Here is a 14,925-nt window from a genome sequence, read left to right as displayed (position 1 = left end):
CCCTCCGTGATGCCGTCAGGGCCTGGTGGCGGTCGGCATGGCGTGGAGGAGGTCCGTGACGGCTCCGTGCCAGGCCTTCACCTCGGCCGGAGTGGGTGGCGGTTCGTAGGTTTCGTGGTGGCCGGCTGTGGTGAGGGCCGTCCAGACGGCGTACCACTGGCGGGCCAGGGCGGGGCTCACGTACGCGTCCAGGCAGAGCGCCTTGGTCCGGCCCCTGGCGTGGACCATGCGGGGGCTGACGCCACGCCAGAAGTCGTCCATGGCCTCGTCGAGGGCCAGCCGCAGCAGGGCGGCCGCGGCGCGGGCGCGCAGTGCGGGCGTGAGGGTGGGCTCGGTGCCGGGCGGGGGCGTGAGCAGGTCGCCGGCGGCGGCCACGAGCTGGTGGGGGGACCGGATCACCGGCGCTGCACCGCCCTGGCGAGCCGTTCGGTGTCCCCGACCAGGTCGACGGGGGCACCCGGCGGGGCGGGAACCTCGCCGGCGCCGGGGTCGCACCGTTCGATCAGGGTGCGCGCCCACGGCCCGTGGTCCCGGGCGACCGCGGCGAGCACCTCGGCCGGCGCCATCCCGCTGTCGTAGAACGCGAGCGCGGCCAGCCCGGTGAGCTCGTACGTCCTGCCGATCCTCGCCTCGACCTCGTCGTGGCCGTGGCCGTCGGCGCGCAGCCGCCGGCGTGCGGGCTCCAGGTACGCGGCTTCCAGCGCTCCCCGGCACATCCGGGGCAGCACCCGGTCGGCCACGTCCTGCGGCACGTTGCGGTCGCCCGCCACGGCCCGGGCCTCGTCCAGCGCGAGGGAGACGGGGTCGTCGGTCCGGGTGACCCGTACGACGGAGCCGGTCCGACGGGAGACCTGCATGATCGTCGCGGGTGCGCGCAGTTGGCGGATGGCCGCCTGGAGCCGGGTGTCGTGGGTGAACACGACCACTTGGCGACGCAGGGAGCAGAAGTGGAGGACGCGGGCGAGTCCTTCGACCTTCTCCGGGTCCATGGACTGTACGGGGTCGTCGATCAGCAGGAAGCCGAAGGGGCTGTCCGGGTGCGTGGCGCGCGGGAGGAACAGCGAGAGCGCGAGCGAGTGGAGCTCGCCCTGGCTCATCACACCGAAGGCGGGAGCGTCGACGGTGTCCACGGAGGCATCGAGCACGACCTTGCGCGCGGTGGCGGTGCCCGCGAGGCTGATCGAGCCGAGCGAGACGCTGCTGCGCTCGCACAGCAGCTTCCAGATGCCCTGCGACTGGTCGGCGAAGGGCCGGAGCCGTTCCTCGCGCAGTTCGTCAGTCACCTTCCGCAGCCATGCGCGCACGTCCTTGATCTGCTTGATCAGCGGCCGGGCCGCCTCCGTCGCCTCTGCCGCGCGCAGGCATTCGGCGAGGCGCAGGGCGAGGGGCTGCCACCGACCGTCCTGCTCCGCGATCCGGTCCGCGGCCTCCTCGCTCTGCTGCCGGCACGCGTCGGCGAGCGTGGCCGCCACGCGTTCGATCCGGTCCGCGAGTTCGCGCGGATCGGTGACGTCCCGGCAGGCGGCCCACTCGTCCCAGAGCGGGGCGAGCGGCGAGGCATCGCCCTGGAGCCAGCCCGGAACCGGCTGTACGAGGTCCCGTACGGCCCGCGCCGCGGCGTCCAGGCCCGTACGGGCGGTCTGTGCCTCGGCGGCTTCCCGCCGGAGCCGGTCGACCTGTTCCCGGGCGCGCACGGACCAGCCCTCGTCGAGGCGGCTTTCGGCTCCGCACACGGGGCAGTCGGCGGACTGCGGGTGGCGGCGCCGGTGGTCCTGGGCGCGCTCCAGCAGTTCGATCAGCTGCCGGGCGTCCTCGGCGGTGGTGAAGCGCGCGTCCTCGGCAACGGCCGCGGCCTCCCGGAGCCGGGCGACCGCGCCGGTGACCTCGCGCGGGTCGGGGCCTTCGAGGCCGGCGAGGCGGCGCAGCCGGGCGAGTTCGGCGCCGTCCGTCGCGACCTGGCCCTTGAGCAGCGCGCGCAACCGGTCGAGGTCCGGCCGGCGGCCTTCGAGCGCCGCCACGGCCTCGGCGGCCCGCGGGTCGTCCGACTCCGACAGTTCGGCGATGACGGCGCGGACCAGGTCACCGGCCCCCGTCACGGTGTCGGTGAGCTTCTTCGCGCGGGCCCGGGCTTCGGTGTCGGCGTCGGCGAGCAGGTCCAGACCGAGGATCTGCGCGAGCGCATCGTGCAGGGCGCTCATCCGCCCGTTGATCATCGCGCCGAGCTCGCTGTACGAGAGGAACGGCCGGTAGAGGGAGAGGTCTTCGGCGTCGATGATCTCGCGAGGGTCCTGCTCGGGCCCGCCGGGCCGGTGGACGACCGTGCGGGAGTCCTCCAGGCCGTCCCCGTGCCAAGTCCTCTGTACGGTCAGCGGATCGCCGGCGCCATCGGTGCACAGTTGTACGGACACCTGGGGAGCGGTGTGGTCGTGCAGGTTGCGCCAGCCCTGCTTCCAGATCTGGGTCCGTTCCTGCCAGCGGAAGTTGTCTCCGGTGAGCACCATCTCGGCGGCCTCGGCGAAGCTCGACTTCCCCGACCCGTTGCGGCCCGCGACGACGGTGAGGCCGGGGCCGGGTTCGAGGTCGAGCGTCGCGGCCGGTCCGATGCCGCGCCAGCCGGCGGCCGATATCGATCGCAGGTACAGCGGCCCGGCCCGCCGGGCGCTCCTGGCCCGCGCCTCGGGCAGCAGCCCGGCCACGAGCTGCTGCGCCGCGGGGGTCAGCCCGGACGCCGCGAGGCGGCCGAGTAACAGGTCGCGGAGGGAGGACTGGGGCTGGTCAGTCACGGCGGCTCCTTACGAGGGCACGGGGGCGTTGTTGATCAAGCTGCTCGCCCATGGTGCCCGAGCCCGCCGCCCCCGCGGGGCGGAATTGTCCAGCGCGCGCTCGAAGCCCCGGCCGTGATTTCCCGCCGTGCCCCGGCGCCGCGGTTCCGGTGGTCTGTACGAGGGAGGTGGGGCGGGGTCTGTGGGTTTGGGGGGTGGGTAGGGATGGGGGGCGTGCTTAGGGTGGTTCTGAGGCCGCATTGTGCCGTTGACCTGGCGCTTTGCGGGGAGTGAGCTCGGAGTGGATGGGGCGGCACAGATGCGTGAGCTGGTGGAGACGGCACGGCAGTGGGTGGCCGAGGGGCGGGCGGGCTATCTGGCCCGGCCCGTGACCGAGCAGGGGTTCGGGCCGCGGGATCCGGCCGGGGCCGTTCTCGTCGATGCGCGGGGGGAGTGCGTCGGCGCCCTGTACCGGGGGGTCTTCGACGCCGAACTGATCGCCGAGGCCGGCGCCATGCGGCCGGGGGACACCGCGCGGGTGTGCGAGGTGTCGGTGCGTCTGGCCGAGGCCGTCGAGGCGAAGCTGACCTGTGGCGGGCAGGCCGAGGTGCTGCTCCAGCCGCTGTCGGCGATCCCGGCCGAGTGGTGGGAACTGCTCGGCGAGGGGGTCGGCGTGGCGTTGGTGACCCGGCTGAACGAAGCCGCCGACCAGGCCTCCAGTGAGGTCGTACGGGCCACCGACGTCCCGCGCGACGACGCCGGGCGCCGGGCCGGCGAACTGCTGGCCGTCCGGCGGCCCGGGCGGGACGCGCTGTACGGGCAGTCCGGGCTGGTGCTGGTCGAGGCGCACCCGTCGGCCCCGTACGTGGTCATCGGCGGCAACGGCGAGCTGGCCGAAATCATCGAGCGGCAGGCGCTGCTGCTGGGCTGGGAAGCCGCGCTGGTCACCGGCCGGGAGGAGGCCGCCAAGCTGATCGAGGCGCGCCGCGACGCGGCCTGCGTGGTCATGCTCAGCCACGACGAGGAGTTCGACGTGCCGACGCTCCAGGCCGCGCTGGCCGCGGGGGTTCCGTACGTCGGGGCGCTCGGGTCCCGACGTACGACCGCGCGGCGGCGGGAGGGCCTGATCTCAGCGGGCGTGAGCGAGGCCCGGCTGGCCCTCGTCCACGGTCCGATCGGCCTGGACCTCGGGGCCCGCACCCCGGCCGAGACCGCCCTGGCGATCTGCGCCGAGATCCTGGGCGTGCTGGGGTCCCGCAAGGCGGGGGTGCTGCGGGATGCCGACGGGCCCATCAATCCTTAGGTCGGCCCCGGGGTCTGCGCTGGGTGCCACCCTCGGCTCCGCGGCTGGATGCGCTGGGTCTGCGCTTGGCGCCACCCTCGGCTCCGCGGCTGGATGCGCCCTCGGGTCCGCCCTTCAGCCGTCCTTCGGTCCGCGGGGTCGGCCCTCGGGACCGCCCTTCGGTGCCCGCCCGGATCCGCCGCTGGTTCCTGGCCTTCTCCACTGCACGTGCCCCGGATGCCGTAGGGCATCTGGTCGGAAGTGCGCATATCTGAGCGAAGTGCGCAAAACTGGGCTGCATGGACATGATCCTGAGTGTGGACGCGATCCTCTCCGACATCGCGTGGTTCATTTTCGCCGGACTAGCCGTCGTCGGCATGCTGCTCGGCGGCTTCAAGCTGGGGCAGCGGGTTCGGGCGAAGGAGCCGCCCCCGCCCCACGCCGAGGACCAGCCGCATCTGCCCAAGGGCGGGGCGGTCTACGAGGTCCGCGAGGAGCGGGACCCTGTGGAGATGCCCAATGGCGGACTGAGGCCGCACGAAATGCAGGGGTACGGAAACTTCGGCTCCACGACCTCCACCCATCCGGAGGAGGTCCGGAAGGAGCGCGAGTCGGGGTACGAGCAGCCCGAAGGACCGGGCCCGCACCCGCAGCCGGGGTCTCCCCCCGACTCGGGGCGTGGAGCACACGCCTGACCCGGCAGATGCAGCGATGCGGCATTCCGGCAATCCGGCAATCCGGCAATCCGGCATTAGGTTTCCTGCATCCTCTGGCCCGCGCTTCCCGCGCGGGTCAGAGGTCTGACCGCAGCCGCAGCACTTCCGGTGGCGGGTGCCGGGTCGAGGTGTACCGGACCTCCGCCGTGAGCGGCGGGTCGAGCGGCCGGAAGGGGACCTCCCCGAGCCCGATCGCCGTCACCGTGGCCGGAGCAGGGGCAGTTGGCGTGGCCGCGGCCGTGGCCGTGGCCGTAGCCGTCGCCGTGCGCGAGGCCAGTTCCGCCGCCACCTCCGCGCGCAGCGCCGCCGTCAGCGGGCTGGACACCAGCGGGGTCTCGTCCCCGACCGGCAGGACGAGCACCAGGGCGAGCGGCCGGCGCGGGGTCCCGGTGTAGCCGACCACCGCCGCGTCCCGGACGTCCGTGTGCCGGAGCTTCTGCCAGCCGCGCCGCCCGGCCGGGTAGGCCTGGTCCAGCCGCTTGACGACCAGTCCCTCGATACCGCTGGCGGGCAGGGTCTCGTACCAGGTGGCGGCCAGTTCCGGGTCCGTCGTCATCGGTACGGGCTGCAGTGGCGGCCCGAGCGGCAGGAGCAGGTCGACGAGGAGGGCCCGGCGTCGCTCGTACGGGCGTGCGCGCAGGTCGAGCCCGGCCAGTTCCAGCACGTCGAAGGCGGCGTACGAGGCCGGCAGGCTCTGGGCGAGCACGGCGGCCCGTGCGGCCGTGGCCGCCGCCCGCCGCTGGACGAGGGCGAAGTCCGTACGGCCAGCGTGCCAGACCACCACCTCCCCGTCGAGGACCGTCGCGGCGGGCAGCTGCAGCGCGGCCGCGGCCAGGTCGGGGAAGGCGCTGGTCACGATCCGGCCGGAGCGGGCTTGGAGGACCACGTCGTCGGCCGTGCGCACGATGACCATTCGGTGGCCGTCGAACTTCGGCTCGTACGCCAGCCCCGCCCCGCGCGGCAGGGTGCGTACGGCCGCGGCCAGCGCGACGTGGATCACGGCGGGCCGCCGGGCAGTCTCCCGGCCCGGTCCGGGTCGGTCAGCGGGCCGAAGAGGTCCCCGTCGCGCTCCAGCCGCGGCGCGATGTCGTCGGCGAGGAAGACCAGCGCGGCGGGGGTCCGGCAGGCCTCGACCTCCTCCCAGGACACCGGAGCGGACACGGTCGGCCGGGCCCGCGCACGCAGGGTGTAGGGGGCGGCGGTGGTCTTGGCGGCGGCGTTCTGGCTGTGGTCGACGAAGACCTTGCCGGGGCGCAGGGCCTTGGCCATGCGGTGCACCACCAGGTCGGGGAGCTCGCGCTCGGCCTCCTGGGCGAGCTGCTTCGCGTACGCCGACACCTGCGCGGACGGGGTCGGCTTCAGCGGCACGGCCAGGTGCAGGCCCTTGGAGCCGGAGGTCTTGGCGTAGGCGTGCAGCCCGTCGGCGGCGAGCCGCTCGCGCAGCCAGAGCGCGGCGGCGCAGCACTCGACGACGGTGGCGGGCGCGCCGGGGTCGAGGTCGAGGACCATCCGGTCGGCTACGGCGGGGCTGCCGGCGGGCCACTGGGGGGTGTGGATCTCCACGACGAGGTTCGCGGCCCACATGAGGGAGGCCATGTCGGCGATGACCACCTGCTCGGCGGACACGTCGTCGGAGCGGGGCACGGGGGTGGTCTTCACCCAGTCGGGCGTGCCGGGCGGCGGATTCTTGGTGAAGAACAGCTGGCCGTCGGGTCCGTCGGGATAGCGCAGGAAGGACACCGGCCGGTCGTGGACGTGGGCGAGGAGCGGGCCCGCGATGGTGGCGTAGTAGTGGAGCACCTCGCCCTTGGTGAAGCCGGTCTCCGGATAGAGGACCTTGTCGAGATTGCTGAGCGCGATGCGACGGCCCTCCACCATGGTGATCGGCGTCATACGATGAGACTGCCACGAAACAGGAGGAACCGTGCGATCCATTTGGAACGGGGCGATCTCCTTCGGCCTGGTCAGTATTCCGATCAAGCTCGTGAACGCCACCGAGAGCCACTCGATCTCCTTCCGCCAGATCCACCTCGGCGACGGCGGGCGGATCCGCTACCGCAAGGTGTGCGAGCTGGACGGGGAGGAGGTGCCGAGCGCCGAGATCGGCAAGGGGTACGAGGAGGCCGACGGGTCGGTCATCCCGATCACGGACGAGGACCTGGCGCAGCTGCCGCTGGCGACCGCGAAGACGATCGAGATCATGTCGTTCGTACCCGCCGACGAGATCGATCCGTTGCAGATGGACGCGGCGTACTACCTCGCGGCGAACGGGGCGACGGCGGCCAAGCCGTACACGCTCCTGCGCGAGGCGCTGAAGCGGAGCCGGAAGGTCGCGATCGCCAAGTACGCGCTGCGGGGGCGGGAGCGGCTGGGCATGCTGCGGGTCGTCGACGACGTGATCGCGATGCACGGGCTGTTGTGGCCGGACGAGATCCGGGCGCCGGAAGGGGTGGCGCCGGAGGTCACGGTGTCGGTACGGGAGGCCGAACTCGACTTGGCGGACGCGCTGATGGCGACGCTGGGCGAGGTGGACATGGCCTCGCTGCACGACGACTACCGGGAGGCCGTGGAGGCGATGATCGCGGCGAAGGCGGGGGGCGGGTTCGAGCCGGCGGAGGCCGTGCGGGAGCCGGCCGGGGGCCAGGTGATCGACCTGATGGCGGCGTTGGAGAAGAGCGTACGGGCGGCGAAGGCGTCTCGGGGGGAGATGGATGCCGAAGCCGAGGCCGAGCGTGGGGGCGAGGTGACTCCCCTACGGCGCAAGGCGCGGGGTGCGGGTGCGGGTGCGGCTGCGGCTGCGCCGAAGGCGGTGGGCGGGAAGAAGTCGACGGCGGCTTCGGCGAAGAAGACCGCGGCGTCGGCGTCGGCCGCGACCAAGAAGAAGTCGACCACGGGCAAGTCGGCAGCCACGAAGTCCACTTCGGCTGCGGCCGCGAAGTCCACTTCGGCTGCAACCGCGAAGAAGACGGGCGCGGCCGCGAAGAAGGCGGCGACGCCTCGGAAGCGGTCCTCCGCCTGAGGCGGCGGGTGCGGGTGGCGGGCCTGCGGCGCTCTCCCGCACCCGGGGCTCCGCCCCGGACCCCGCGCCTCAAACGCCGGCGGGGGCTGGATGTGTGCGGCGCAGCCGAGTGGGTGGGCCTATGTGGAGGGGAGCCAGGTTCTCGTGTCGCGGGCCTGGGCGAAGAGGGTTTCGACTTCTGGAGGTTTGAGGGCGGTGGGAGATGCCGTGAGGTCCGACGTGGCCGTCGGGGGATGGAGGATGCGGATGTCGCGGACCGTGGGGGCCTTGTCGATGCGGGAGGCGTCGACCAGGGCCAGGGCCGGGGTGACGCGGGCGGTGAGGGCCAGGGAGGCGCGGGCCGCCGCGCGGCGGATCCAGCGGGGGTCCGGGCGGGGTTCCGTACGGCCGATCGTGAGCAGGAGGTCGCCGACCACCGCGCGCTGACGGCGGCCAGGGACCGTACGCACGCAGAAGATCCCGGCCGGGCCGATGAGCAGGTGGTCGATGCGGCCCAGACCCGGCAGCGGAACGCAGTGCAGGGTCCGCCAGCCGTCCGGCTCCAGGGCGTCGAAGGCGTCGCCCATCCGCTGCTGCGCGGTGAGGTCCTGGCGCAGCCGGTGCCGGGCGCGGGTGCCCGCCGAGCCGTGTTCGAGGTCGCCCAGCAAGGTCTCGCCGGGGCGGTTCGGGGCCAGGTCCGCGTCCGGCGGAAGGGCGAGGTGCCGCAGGTCGGCCCGGGTGGGGACCGGGGGCGGTCCGATCGAGACGGTCCCGCTCAAGTAGGGGCGCAGCGCCGCCAGGATCGCCTCGCGGTGGTCGTCCGCGAGCACGCTGATCCGATTGGCCTGCCGGTCGTACCAGGCAACCGCCTGCCCGTCGGGCAGGTTGACGTACAGCCGGCCGCGGCCGGGCCGGCCGCTCGGCAGTACCTTGAGTCCGCGCATCGCCCTCACCCCCGGCGTCCATGGGAGCAGCCGGAACGCCGCACCACAATCCCTCGGTTGTGTAACGACTCCGACGGGACGTTGCGACTTCGCTGTTACACGTCCGGGGCTCGGCCGCAACGGCCGGCGCCTAGGTTTGTGCCACCTGGACACGCCAGGGCCAGACCAGCACCAGCACCAGCACCGAAGGGCTTCCCGTGAGCACCGTCAGCCGCCGCACCCTCGTTCGCGCCGCCGCCGTGACCGCATGTGCCGCGAGCCTGCTGGCGTTGCCCACCGCCGCCGCGCTGGCCGAAGGGGTGCCGGCGGCCTCGTCCGCGCACTCCGCGGCCCCGCAGCGGACCCTGGTCAAGAGCCTCTCCCTCGCGGACGGCGCGTCCACGGCGCAGGTCTACCGCACCGCCCAGGGCGCGTACCAGGCCGAGATCCTGACCGCCGACGGCTCCAAGGCGACCACGCTGACCAGCCGCGACGGCGTCACCGACTTCGCCACGGCCGGGGAGCTGCACGCCGCGCTGGACTCCTCCGGACGGCTGACCTCCTGGGTCGGTGACACCACCGCGCAGGGCGGCGGGCACGTCGTCGCGGGCGAGGGGCACAAGACCGGTACCCGCAGCGGACACGTGGTCCCCGCCTCGGCTCCGCAGCAGCCGCCCACGGACGGTCTTCGGGACCTCGCCTCCGGGCCGGCCGACGCGCAGCGCCTGAGCACGCTGGCCGACGGACCGGGCGAGGGCGTGCTGCTGCTCGCGGCCGGCGGCGGCATCGCGGCGATCGGCGCCGCCGGGCTCGGCTTCGCGATGCTGCGCCGAGGGCGCACGGACAGCTGACATCCCAAAGGGACGTACCTCCGCACATGGTTGACGTCATCGGTGGGCGTCGGTCGGCGTCGGTCGGCGTCGGCGGAGAGGAGGGCACGGGGAGCTGTGAACAGGCTTCGCACCTCGGGGCCCTGGCTCCGCGCCCTGCCCGCCCTGGCCCTGCTTCCGCTGCTGGCCGGCTGCGGCGACACCGGCGGGCTGGTCGCGGCCGGCGCCACGCCGACAGCGAGCGGGCCCGTCCACCTGTGGCCCGACCGTACGGGGGCGTCCGTACCGCCCGCCGATCCCGGCGGGGCCCCGCCCGAGTACGTCAAGGGGATCCCGCCCGTCCACGACCAGGACGTGCACGGCGTCGATCCGGTGGCCCTCGTCCAGGCGGAGCTGCGGGCCCACCCGAACACCGGCGTCGGCGCCGACGGGATGCCGGCCCAGACCGCGGCCGCGATCAGGGCGTGCGTTGCGAAGGAAGAGGAGGGCGAGGACGCGGGACCCGAGGCGTGCCCGGTGCTGACGCCGTACTACCGGGACCTCACGGGCAACGGCAAGGACGAGCTGGTCGTCGGCATCGAATTCCCCGACCAGATGATGTCCGTACGGGTGTACACCGCGGACCCGGACGGACGGCTCAACCGGATCATGGCGACCACGCAGACCGTCATTTCGGTGGAACTGGCCGGGCGGGACGTGGTCCTGCGGGTGCCCAGCGGGAACCGCGGCTACGAGCTGATCACCGCTTGGTCCTGGGACGAGAAGCAGCTCACCATGCTGCCGACGCGCGAGCAGATCGTACGGGTGCCCGCGGGTGCGCAGGGCCCGTCGAACCGCGGCCCCGGCCCCGGTCCGGGTCCCGGTCTCGGCCCCGGCCCCGAGCCGGTCATGAGACCGAGGCTGCCCGCCTGGACGGCCACGCTGACCTGAAGTCGGCGTGTTTCATCGTGGTGATGGGCTGCTCGCTGGCGGCCGCGCTGGGTGTGCTCGTCCACGTGGAGGTCACCCGGCAGACGGTGGCCACGGCGCACGAGAAGGCACTCGGCACACTGCACGACGTCTCGCGCGCGTCCGAGGCGGGCGAGGCCCTGCCGCGCGATGCGGGGCTGGACCCCGTGGGCCTGCCGCGGACGCTGCGGGCGCTCGTCGTCAGCGGGCAGCGGGGGACGTACCGGAGGGACGCGGTCGGGGTCGGGTGGGTGTCGGGGTGATCCCCGCAGGGTGCCGAACGCACTTCCGCCCAGCTCTCCGACCCCCCGACACGTTCGGCGCCCGAGGAGACGCCCCGGCGCGCGCCCGGCCCCGGCCGTGGCCCGACCCGGCCCCACCGGCCCGGCCCGGCCCGGCCCGGCCCGGTCAACCCCGCCCGACGCCGGCCCCGCCTGTGAACGCACGACCCCGGCCGGGGCCCCCGAATCTGACCGAGCGGGTCAGGGGCGGGGGGTCTTGGTCCAGGGCCAGCGGGGCTTCGGCTTTTGGCCCGACGGGCGGAACTCGTATTTCCAGCCCTTCTGGAGGCCCAGTCGCTTCGAGTACCCCGCCGGCACGCGTTCGTACAGCAGCACCGTCGCCGGCCCGTCCGGCACCGGGACGGGGATCTCGTACCACTTCGGGGGGTGTCCGGTCAGGCCGAGGAGGACCGGGAGGACCCGGCCGTCCATCGGGCCGCCCTCGAACGGGGTCGGTTGGCTTCTCACCCCACCAGTGTCACAGCAGGTGGGCGGCCTCGGAGACCACCGGGATCACGCGGCGGGCCAGCACCCCGACCGGCCCGTCGGCCGATTCCAGAGCCAGCGCGGCCCGCGCGGCCGCCGCGGTTTCCGGGTCGGTGGCCGCGGTGGCCGTCAGCAGGGCGATGAACTGGTCCAGCAGCCAGTCCCGAAGTTGTTCGACCTCCGGCTGCTTTCCCTCGTCGATCCAGATCAGGGAGGCCGCCTCGACCGCCGTGATCCACGTACGGACCATCATGCGCAGCCGGGGGCCGGGGGCCGGGACGCCCAGGTGGACGAGGATCTGGTCGGCCGCGGCCCGGCGGATGCCGTCCACCGTCGCCGTCGTGCGGGAGGTCTCCACGACGCTGCCGCCCTGGAGGAGCGCGGCGAAGCCCGCGTCGTGTTCGTCGACGAAGGCGAGGTAGCGGTCCAGGGCACGGGCCAGGCGCTGGGTCAGCGGCCCCTGCTGGGGTTCGGCGAAGCAGAGTTCGAGGAGGTCCGCCGCTGAGCGGAGGGCGGCCTCGTAGAGCTGCTGCTTGCCGCCCGGGAAGTAGCGGTAGACGAGGGGGCGCGAGACCCCGGCGGCCTCCGCGACGTCGTCCAGCGAGACCTCCTCCGGCGCCCGGTGCGCGAACAGCGAGAGGGCCGCGTCGAGGAGTTGGGCTCGCCGCTCCTCGACGCTGAGCCTGCGGTAGGCGCGTACGGTCATGACCGCAGGGTAGCCCCACGGGCGCCGCCCGGGCCCGGTCCGGGCCATCTCCACCGCCCGGCGACGGGCCCGTCACGGGCCCGTGGCCCGCCCGGCGCCGGCCCGTGGCCTGCCCGGCGCCGGCCCGTGGCCCGCCCGGCGCCCGCCCGGCGCCGCACTCGCTGCCGCACTCGCTGCCGCGCTCGCCCCCGGGCACCGGACACGGCCCGTCGCCGCACTCGCTGCCGCGCTCGCCGCCGGGCCCGGCCCGGGCACCGGACACGGCCTACGCCAGCAGTCCCGAGCTCTTCCACAGCCGCCGGCCGACCCCGCGCAGTACGCCGATGTCGTCGAGGAAGTCGGTGAGCCGCTTCGCGCCGGTCTGCATGACCTCACGGCGGTGGCCGCTCGCCCGGACCTGGGCGACGGCCTCGCGGCGGTCCAGGCCGACGTTGTCGTAGACGGCCGGGTTCACGAAGGCCAGCGAGAAGACGCGGGCGGCCTCGCCGCAGCTGATCCGGGTGAGCTCCTGCTCCCAGCGCGGGGCCGTCAGCATCTGGCGGCGCAGTTCCTCGCGGGCGTACCGGACGTGCCGGGCCTCCTCGATGACGTGGATCCGGGTGACCCCGCGGACCAGCGGCTGGACGCGCTCGTCCGGGAAGGTCAGGCGCTGCATCCAGTCGAGTATCTCCTCGCCGAGGAGGGTGCAGGCGAAGGAGCCGGGGGTGGTGGAGACCGTCTTCAGGATCCGCGCGAGGTTGTGGTTGACGCGGGAGACCGGGTACTCGGGGCTGCCGCTCTGTTTGATCATGCGGGCGAACATCATCGAGTGGCGGCACTCGTCGGCGATCTCGGTGAGTGAGTAACGCACGTGATTGCTGGTCAGCGACTTGTCGTAGATGTGCCGGACCATCAGCTGCATCAGGATGATCTCGAACCAGATGCCGAGCGAGCCGAGCGCCGCCGCCTCGTGGCGGGAGAGGTCGATGCGCTGCTCCTCCCCCATCTTCTTCCAGAGCGGGGTGTCGTAGAGGGAGAGCAGTTCGGGCGGCCAGTAGTACTTGCCCTCGACGGTAGGGGCGTCCCAGTCGAGTTCCTTGTCGGGGTCGAAGGAGTGCTTGGCCGAGGATTCGAGCAGTCGCTCGGCGAGCTGCTCCCGGTCCTTCAGCAGGCCGAGGGCGTCCCTGAGCGCGGCTCGTTCGGTCACGGTCGTCATGGTTTCGGACACCTCGTGGTCGAGTTACCGGCGGTCATTGCTTATGAGACTGCCTGTCAGCAAGGTCGTCAATCCCCCGCGCACGACTTGTTGACCCCGTGTCTACCAACGTGTGACCCTGCCAACTGTCCGGTCCCGCACGGAAGTACGTGACACGAGGGGGCGTCAGTGTCGACGCACGAGCTCTACACCGAGGACCCGGGCGAGGCCGTCTGGCAGATCCCCGCCTCCGGCTCCGCCCGCTTCAGCTGGGAGTACGAGGACGGCCGCGAGCGCCTCCTCGCGCTCTACCAGAAGGGCAAGGACAAGCAGTGGGACGGCGCCAAGCGCATCGACTGGGGCATCGAGGTGGACCCGTACGATCCGCTCGGCACCCCCGACGAGGCCCTGCCGCTGTACGGGACGCGGCACTGGGCCAAGCTCACCGCGAAGGACAAGGGCGAGCTGCGCCGGCACTTCACCTCCTGGAACTTCAGCCAGTTCCTGCACGGCGAGCAGGGCGCGATGGTGTGCGCGGCGCGGATCGTGGAGTCGGTGCCGGACCTCGACGCGAAGTTCTACTCCGCCACGCAGACCATGGACGAGGCCCGGCACGCGGAGATCTTCGGGCGCTTCCTGCACGAGAAGGTCGGGATGCTGTACCCGATCAACGACAGCCTTCAGGGACTGCTCGGCGACACCCTGCGCGACTCCCGCTGGGACATGCCGTACCTGGGCATGCAGGTGCTCATCGAGGGGCTGGCGCTGGCCGCCTTCGGCATGATCCGCGACACGACGGCGAAGCCGCTGCCGAAGCAGCTCCTGGCGTACGTGATGCAGGACGAGGCCCGGCACGTGGCCTTCGGGCGGATGGCCCTGCGCGACTACTACCGGCAGCTCACGGACGCCGAGCTGCGCGAGCGCGAGGAGTTCGTGATCGAGGGCTGCCACCTGATGCGGGACCGGCTGCTCGGGGTGGAGGTGCTGGAGAACTTCGGCATCCCGGCGAAGGAGGCGGAGCAGCTCAGCGAGCAGTCGGAGTTCGTGCACATGTTCCGCAGGCTGCTGTTCAGCCGGATCGTGCCGTGCGTGAAGGACATCGGGCTGTGGGGGGAACGGCTCCAGCGGGCCTACCTGGACATGGGCGTCTTCGAGATGGGCGACTCCAACCTGGACCTGCTGATGAGTCAGGACGAGGAGATCGCCGAGGTCCTGGACCGGGAGCGGTTCGCGGCCGAGGAGGCGCTGCGGGTGGCGGAGGTCGAGGCGGCGGTACGGGACGCCGCCGGCTAGGGCTGCGGATCACCGGCGGGGCCGGGGCCTGGGCCGCGGCTGGGCGCGGCCCAGGGCTCGGCGGGTCCGGCGGCTCCGGCGGCTCCGGTACGGCAGGGCCGGGGGGCCAGGCCTCGGGTCGAAGCCGGGGTCGGGCGCGGGCCGGGCGCGGCCCGGGGCTCGGCGGCTCCGGTACGGCAGGGCCCGGGGGCCAGGCCTCGGGTCGAAGCCGGGGTCGGGCGCGGGCCGGGGCCAGGGCCGCGGCTCGGGTACGAGCGCGGCTCCGGTACGGCAGGGCCGGGACCGGCGCCACGGCTCGGGTCGAAGCCGGGGCCAGGGCTGAAGCCGGGCCGGGGTCGGGTGGGGGCCGGTTGTGCCGGGGGCGGGCGCGCGCCGGGGCGTCTCCTCGGGCGCCGAACGTGACGAGGGGTCGGAGAGCTGAGCGGAAGTGCGTTCGCCCCCCTGCGGGGATCCCCCCGACACACCCCCCCCCCCGCCCCAACCGGCCCGGCTGCCCCGATCCCTCGGCCCCGCCCCACCATCCAGC

The 14,925-nt window shown here is 73.5% G+C and carries 15 protein-coding genes; 7 read left to right on the top strand and 8 right to left on the bottom strand.

The genetic code is table 11. From position 1 onward, the window contains the following. Positions 1-15: 15 nt before the first annotated feature. Together IF88_RS0106140 and IF88_RS0106135 are read right to left on the bottom strand one after the other, a co-directional pair. Complete coding sequence (locus IF88_RS0106140) at positions 16-399, bottom strand: hypothetical protein (protein ID WP_051836528.1); 384 nt, start codon at positions 397-399, stop codon at positions 16-18. Continuing rightward, the gene (locus IF88_RS0106135) at positions 396-2,783 is read right to left on the bottom strand and encodes an AAA family ATPase (protein WP_030708071.1); all 2,388 of its coding nucleotides are present in this window, start codon (positions 2,781-2,783) and stop codon (positions 396-398) included. The genes IF88_RS0106140 and IF88_RS0106135 overlap by 4 nt, the downstream gene beginning before the upstream one ends. A 298-nt stretch (positions 2,784-3,081) precedes the next feature. Here IF88_RS0106135 and IF88_RS0106130 point away from each other — a divergent pair, with 298 nt between their 5' ends. Both IF88_RS0106130 and IF88_RS0106125 read left to right on the top strand, forming a co-directional pair. Next, entirely contained in the window at positions 3,082-4,065 is a 984-nt protein-coding gene (locus tag IF88_RS0106130; RefSeq protein ID WP_030708069.1) for an XdhC family protein, read from the top strand. Between the two features lie 278 nt (positions 4,066-4,343). Beyond that, a complete protein-coding gene (locus tag IF88_RS0106125; RefSeq protein ID WP_030708067.1) occupies positions 4,344-4,739 on the top strand; it encodes a DUF6479 family protein in 396 nt (131 codons plus the stop codon). A gap of 97 nt (positions 4,740-4,836) precedes the next feature. Here IF88_RS0106125 and IF88_RS0106120 read toward each other — a convergent pair whose 3' ends face one another. Continuing rightward, positions 4,837-5,757, bottom strand: coding sequence for a DNA ligase (locus IF88_RS0106120; protein ID WP_030708065.1), 921 nt, complete (start codon positions 5,755-5,757; stop codon positions 4,837-4,839). Further along, positions 5,757-6,653 carry a non-homologous end-joining DNA ligase gene (gene ligD, locus IF88_RS0106115; protein WP_030708063.1) on the bottom strand — a complete coding sequence of 299 codons (897 nt, stop codon included), beginning with the start codon at positions 6,651-6,653 and terminating at the stop codon, positions 5,757-5,759. The genes IF88_RS0106120 and ligD overlap by 1 nt, the downstream gene beginning before the upstream one ends. Positions 6,654-6,684: 31 nt before the next feature. Between ligD and IF88_RS0106110 the strand changes: the two genes are divergently transcribed. Beyond that, positions 6,685-7,779, top strand: a complete 1,095-nt coding sequence (locus IF88_RS0106110; protein ID WP_030708061.1) for a Ku protein — start codon at positions 6,685-6,687, stop codon at positions 7,777-7,779. 119 nt (positions 7,780-7,898) lie between these two features. On the opposite strand, the gene IF88_RS0106105 is transcribed toward IF88_RS0106110, so the two are convergent. Continuing rightward, on the bottom strand, positions 7,899-8,702 hold the full coding sequence (locus IF88_RS0106105; RefSeq protein WP_030708059.1) for a nuclease-related domain-containing protein: 804 nt from the start codon (positions 8,700-8,702) through the stop codon (positions 7,899-7,901). A 197-nt stretch (positions 8,703-8,899) separates the two neighbouring features. Here IF88_RS0106105 and IF88_RS0106100 point away from each other — a divergent pair, with 197 nt between their 5' ends. The 3 genes from IF88_RS0106100 (at position 8,900) to IF88_RS0106090 (ending at position 10,722) form a co-directional block, all read left to right on the top strand. Beyond that, positions 8,900-9,532: a hypothetical protein gene (locus IF88_RS0106100; protein WP_030708058.1), complete on the top strand. Its 633-nt coding sequence runs from the start codon at positions 8,900-8,902 to the stop codon at positions 9,530-9,532. A 96-nt stretch (positions 9,533-9,628) separates the two neighbouring features. Further along, entirely contained in the window at positions 9,629-10,441 is an 813-nt protein-coding gene (locus tag IF88_RS49550) for a hypothetical protein (RefSeq protein ID WP_199808039.1), read from the top strand. A 23-nt stretch (positions 10,442-10,464) separates the two neighbouring features. Beyond that, a complete protein-coding gene (locus tag IF88_RS0106090) occupies positions 10,465-10,722 on the top strand; it encodes a hypothetical protein (protein WP_199808038.1) in 258 nt (85 codons plus the stop codon). Positions 10,723-10,941: 219 nt separating this feature from the next. On the opposite strand, the gene IF88_RS0106085 is transcribed toward IF88_RS0106090, so the two are convergent. The 3 genes from IF88_RS0106085 to IF88_RS0106075 form a co-directional block, all read right to left on the bottom strand. Beyond that, positions 10,942-11,208 (bottom strand): hypothetical protein, encoded by a 267-nt coding sequence (locus IF88_RS0106085; protein WP_030708052.1) that lies wholly within the window; start codon positions 11,206-11,208, stop codon positions 10,942-10,944. A gap of 10 nt (positions 11,209-11,218) precedes the next feature. Further along, positions 11,219-11,932: a TetR/AcrR family transcriptional regulator gene (locus IF88_RS0106080; RefSeq protein ID WP_030708050.1), complete on the bottom strand. Its 714-nt coding sequence runs from the start codon at positions 11,930-11,932 to the stop codon at positions 11,219-11,221. Between the two features lie 265 nt (positions 11,933-12,197). Then, on the bottom strand, positions 12,198-13,127 hold the full coding sequence (locus tag IF88_RS0106075; RefSeq protein ID WP_030708048.1) for an AurF N-oxygenase family protein: 930 nt from the start codon (positions 13,125-13,127) through the stop codon (positions 12,198-12,200). A gap of 168 nt (positions 13,128-13,295) precedes the next feature. Here IF88_RS0106075 and IF88_RS0106070 point away from each other — a divergent pair, with 168 nt between their 5' ends. Beyond that, positions 13,296-14,399 (top strand): ferritin-like domain-containing protein, encoded by a 1,104-nt coding sequence (locus IF88_RS0106070; protein WP_030708047.1) that lies wholly within the window; start codon positions 13,296-13,298, stop codon positions 14,397-14,399. Positions 14,400-14,925 lie beyond the last annotated feature (526 nt).

Source organism: Streptomyces sp. NRRL F-2580 (genome assembly GCF_000720115.1).
Lineage (GTDB): Bacteria > Actinomycetota > Actinomycetes > Streptomycetales > Streptomycetaceae > Streptomyces.
Note: the sequence above shows the minus strand (reverse complement) of the source record. Positions and strands in the feature narration are given on the sequence as shown.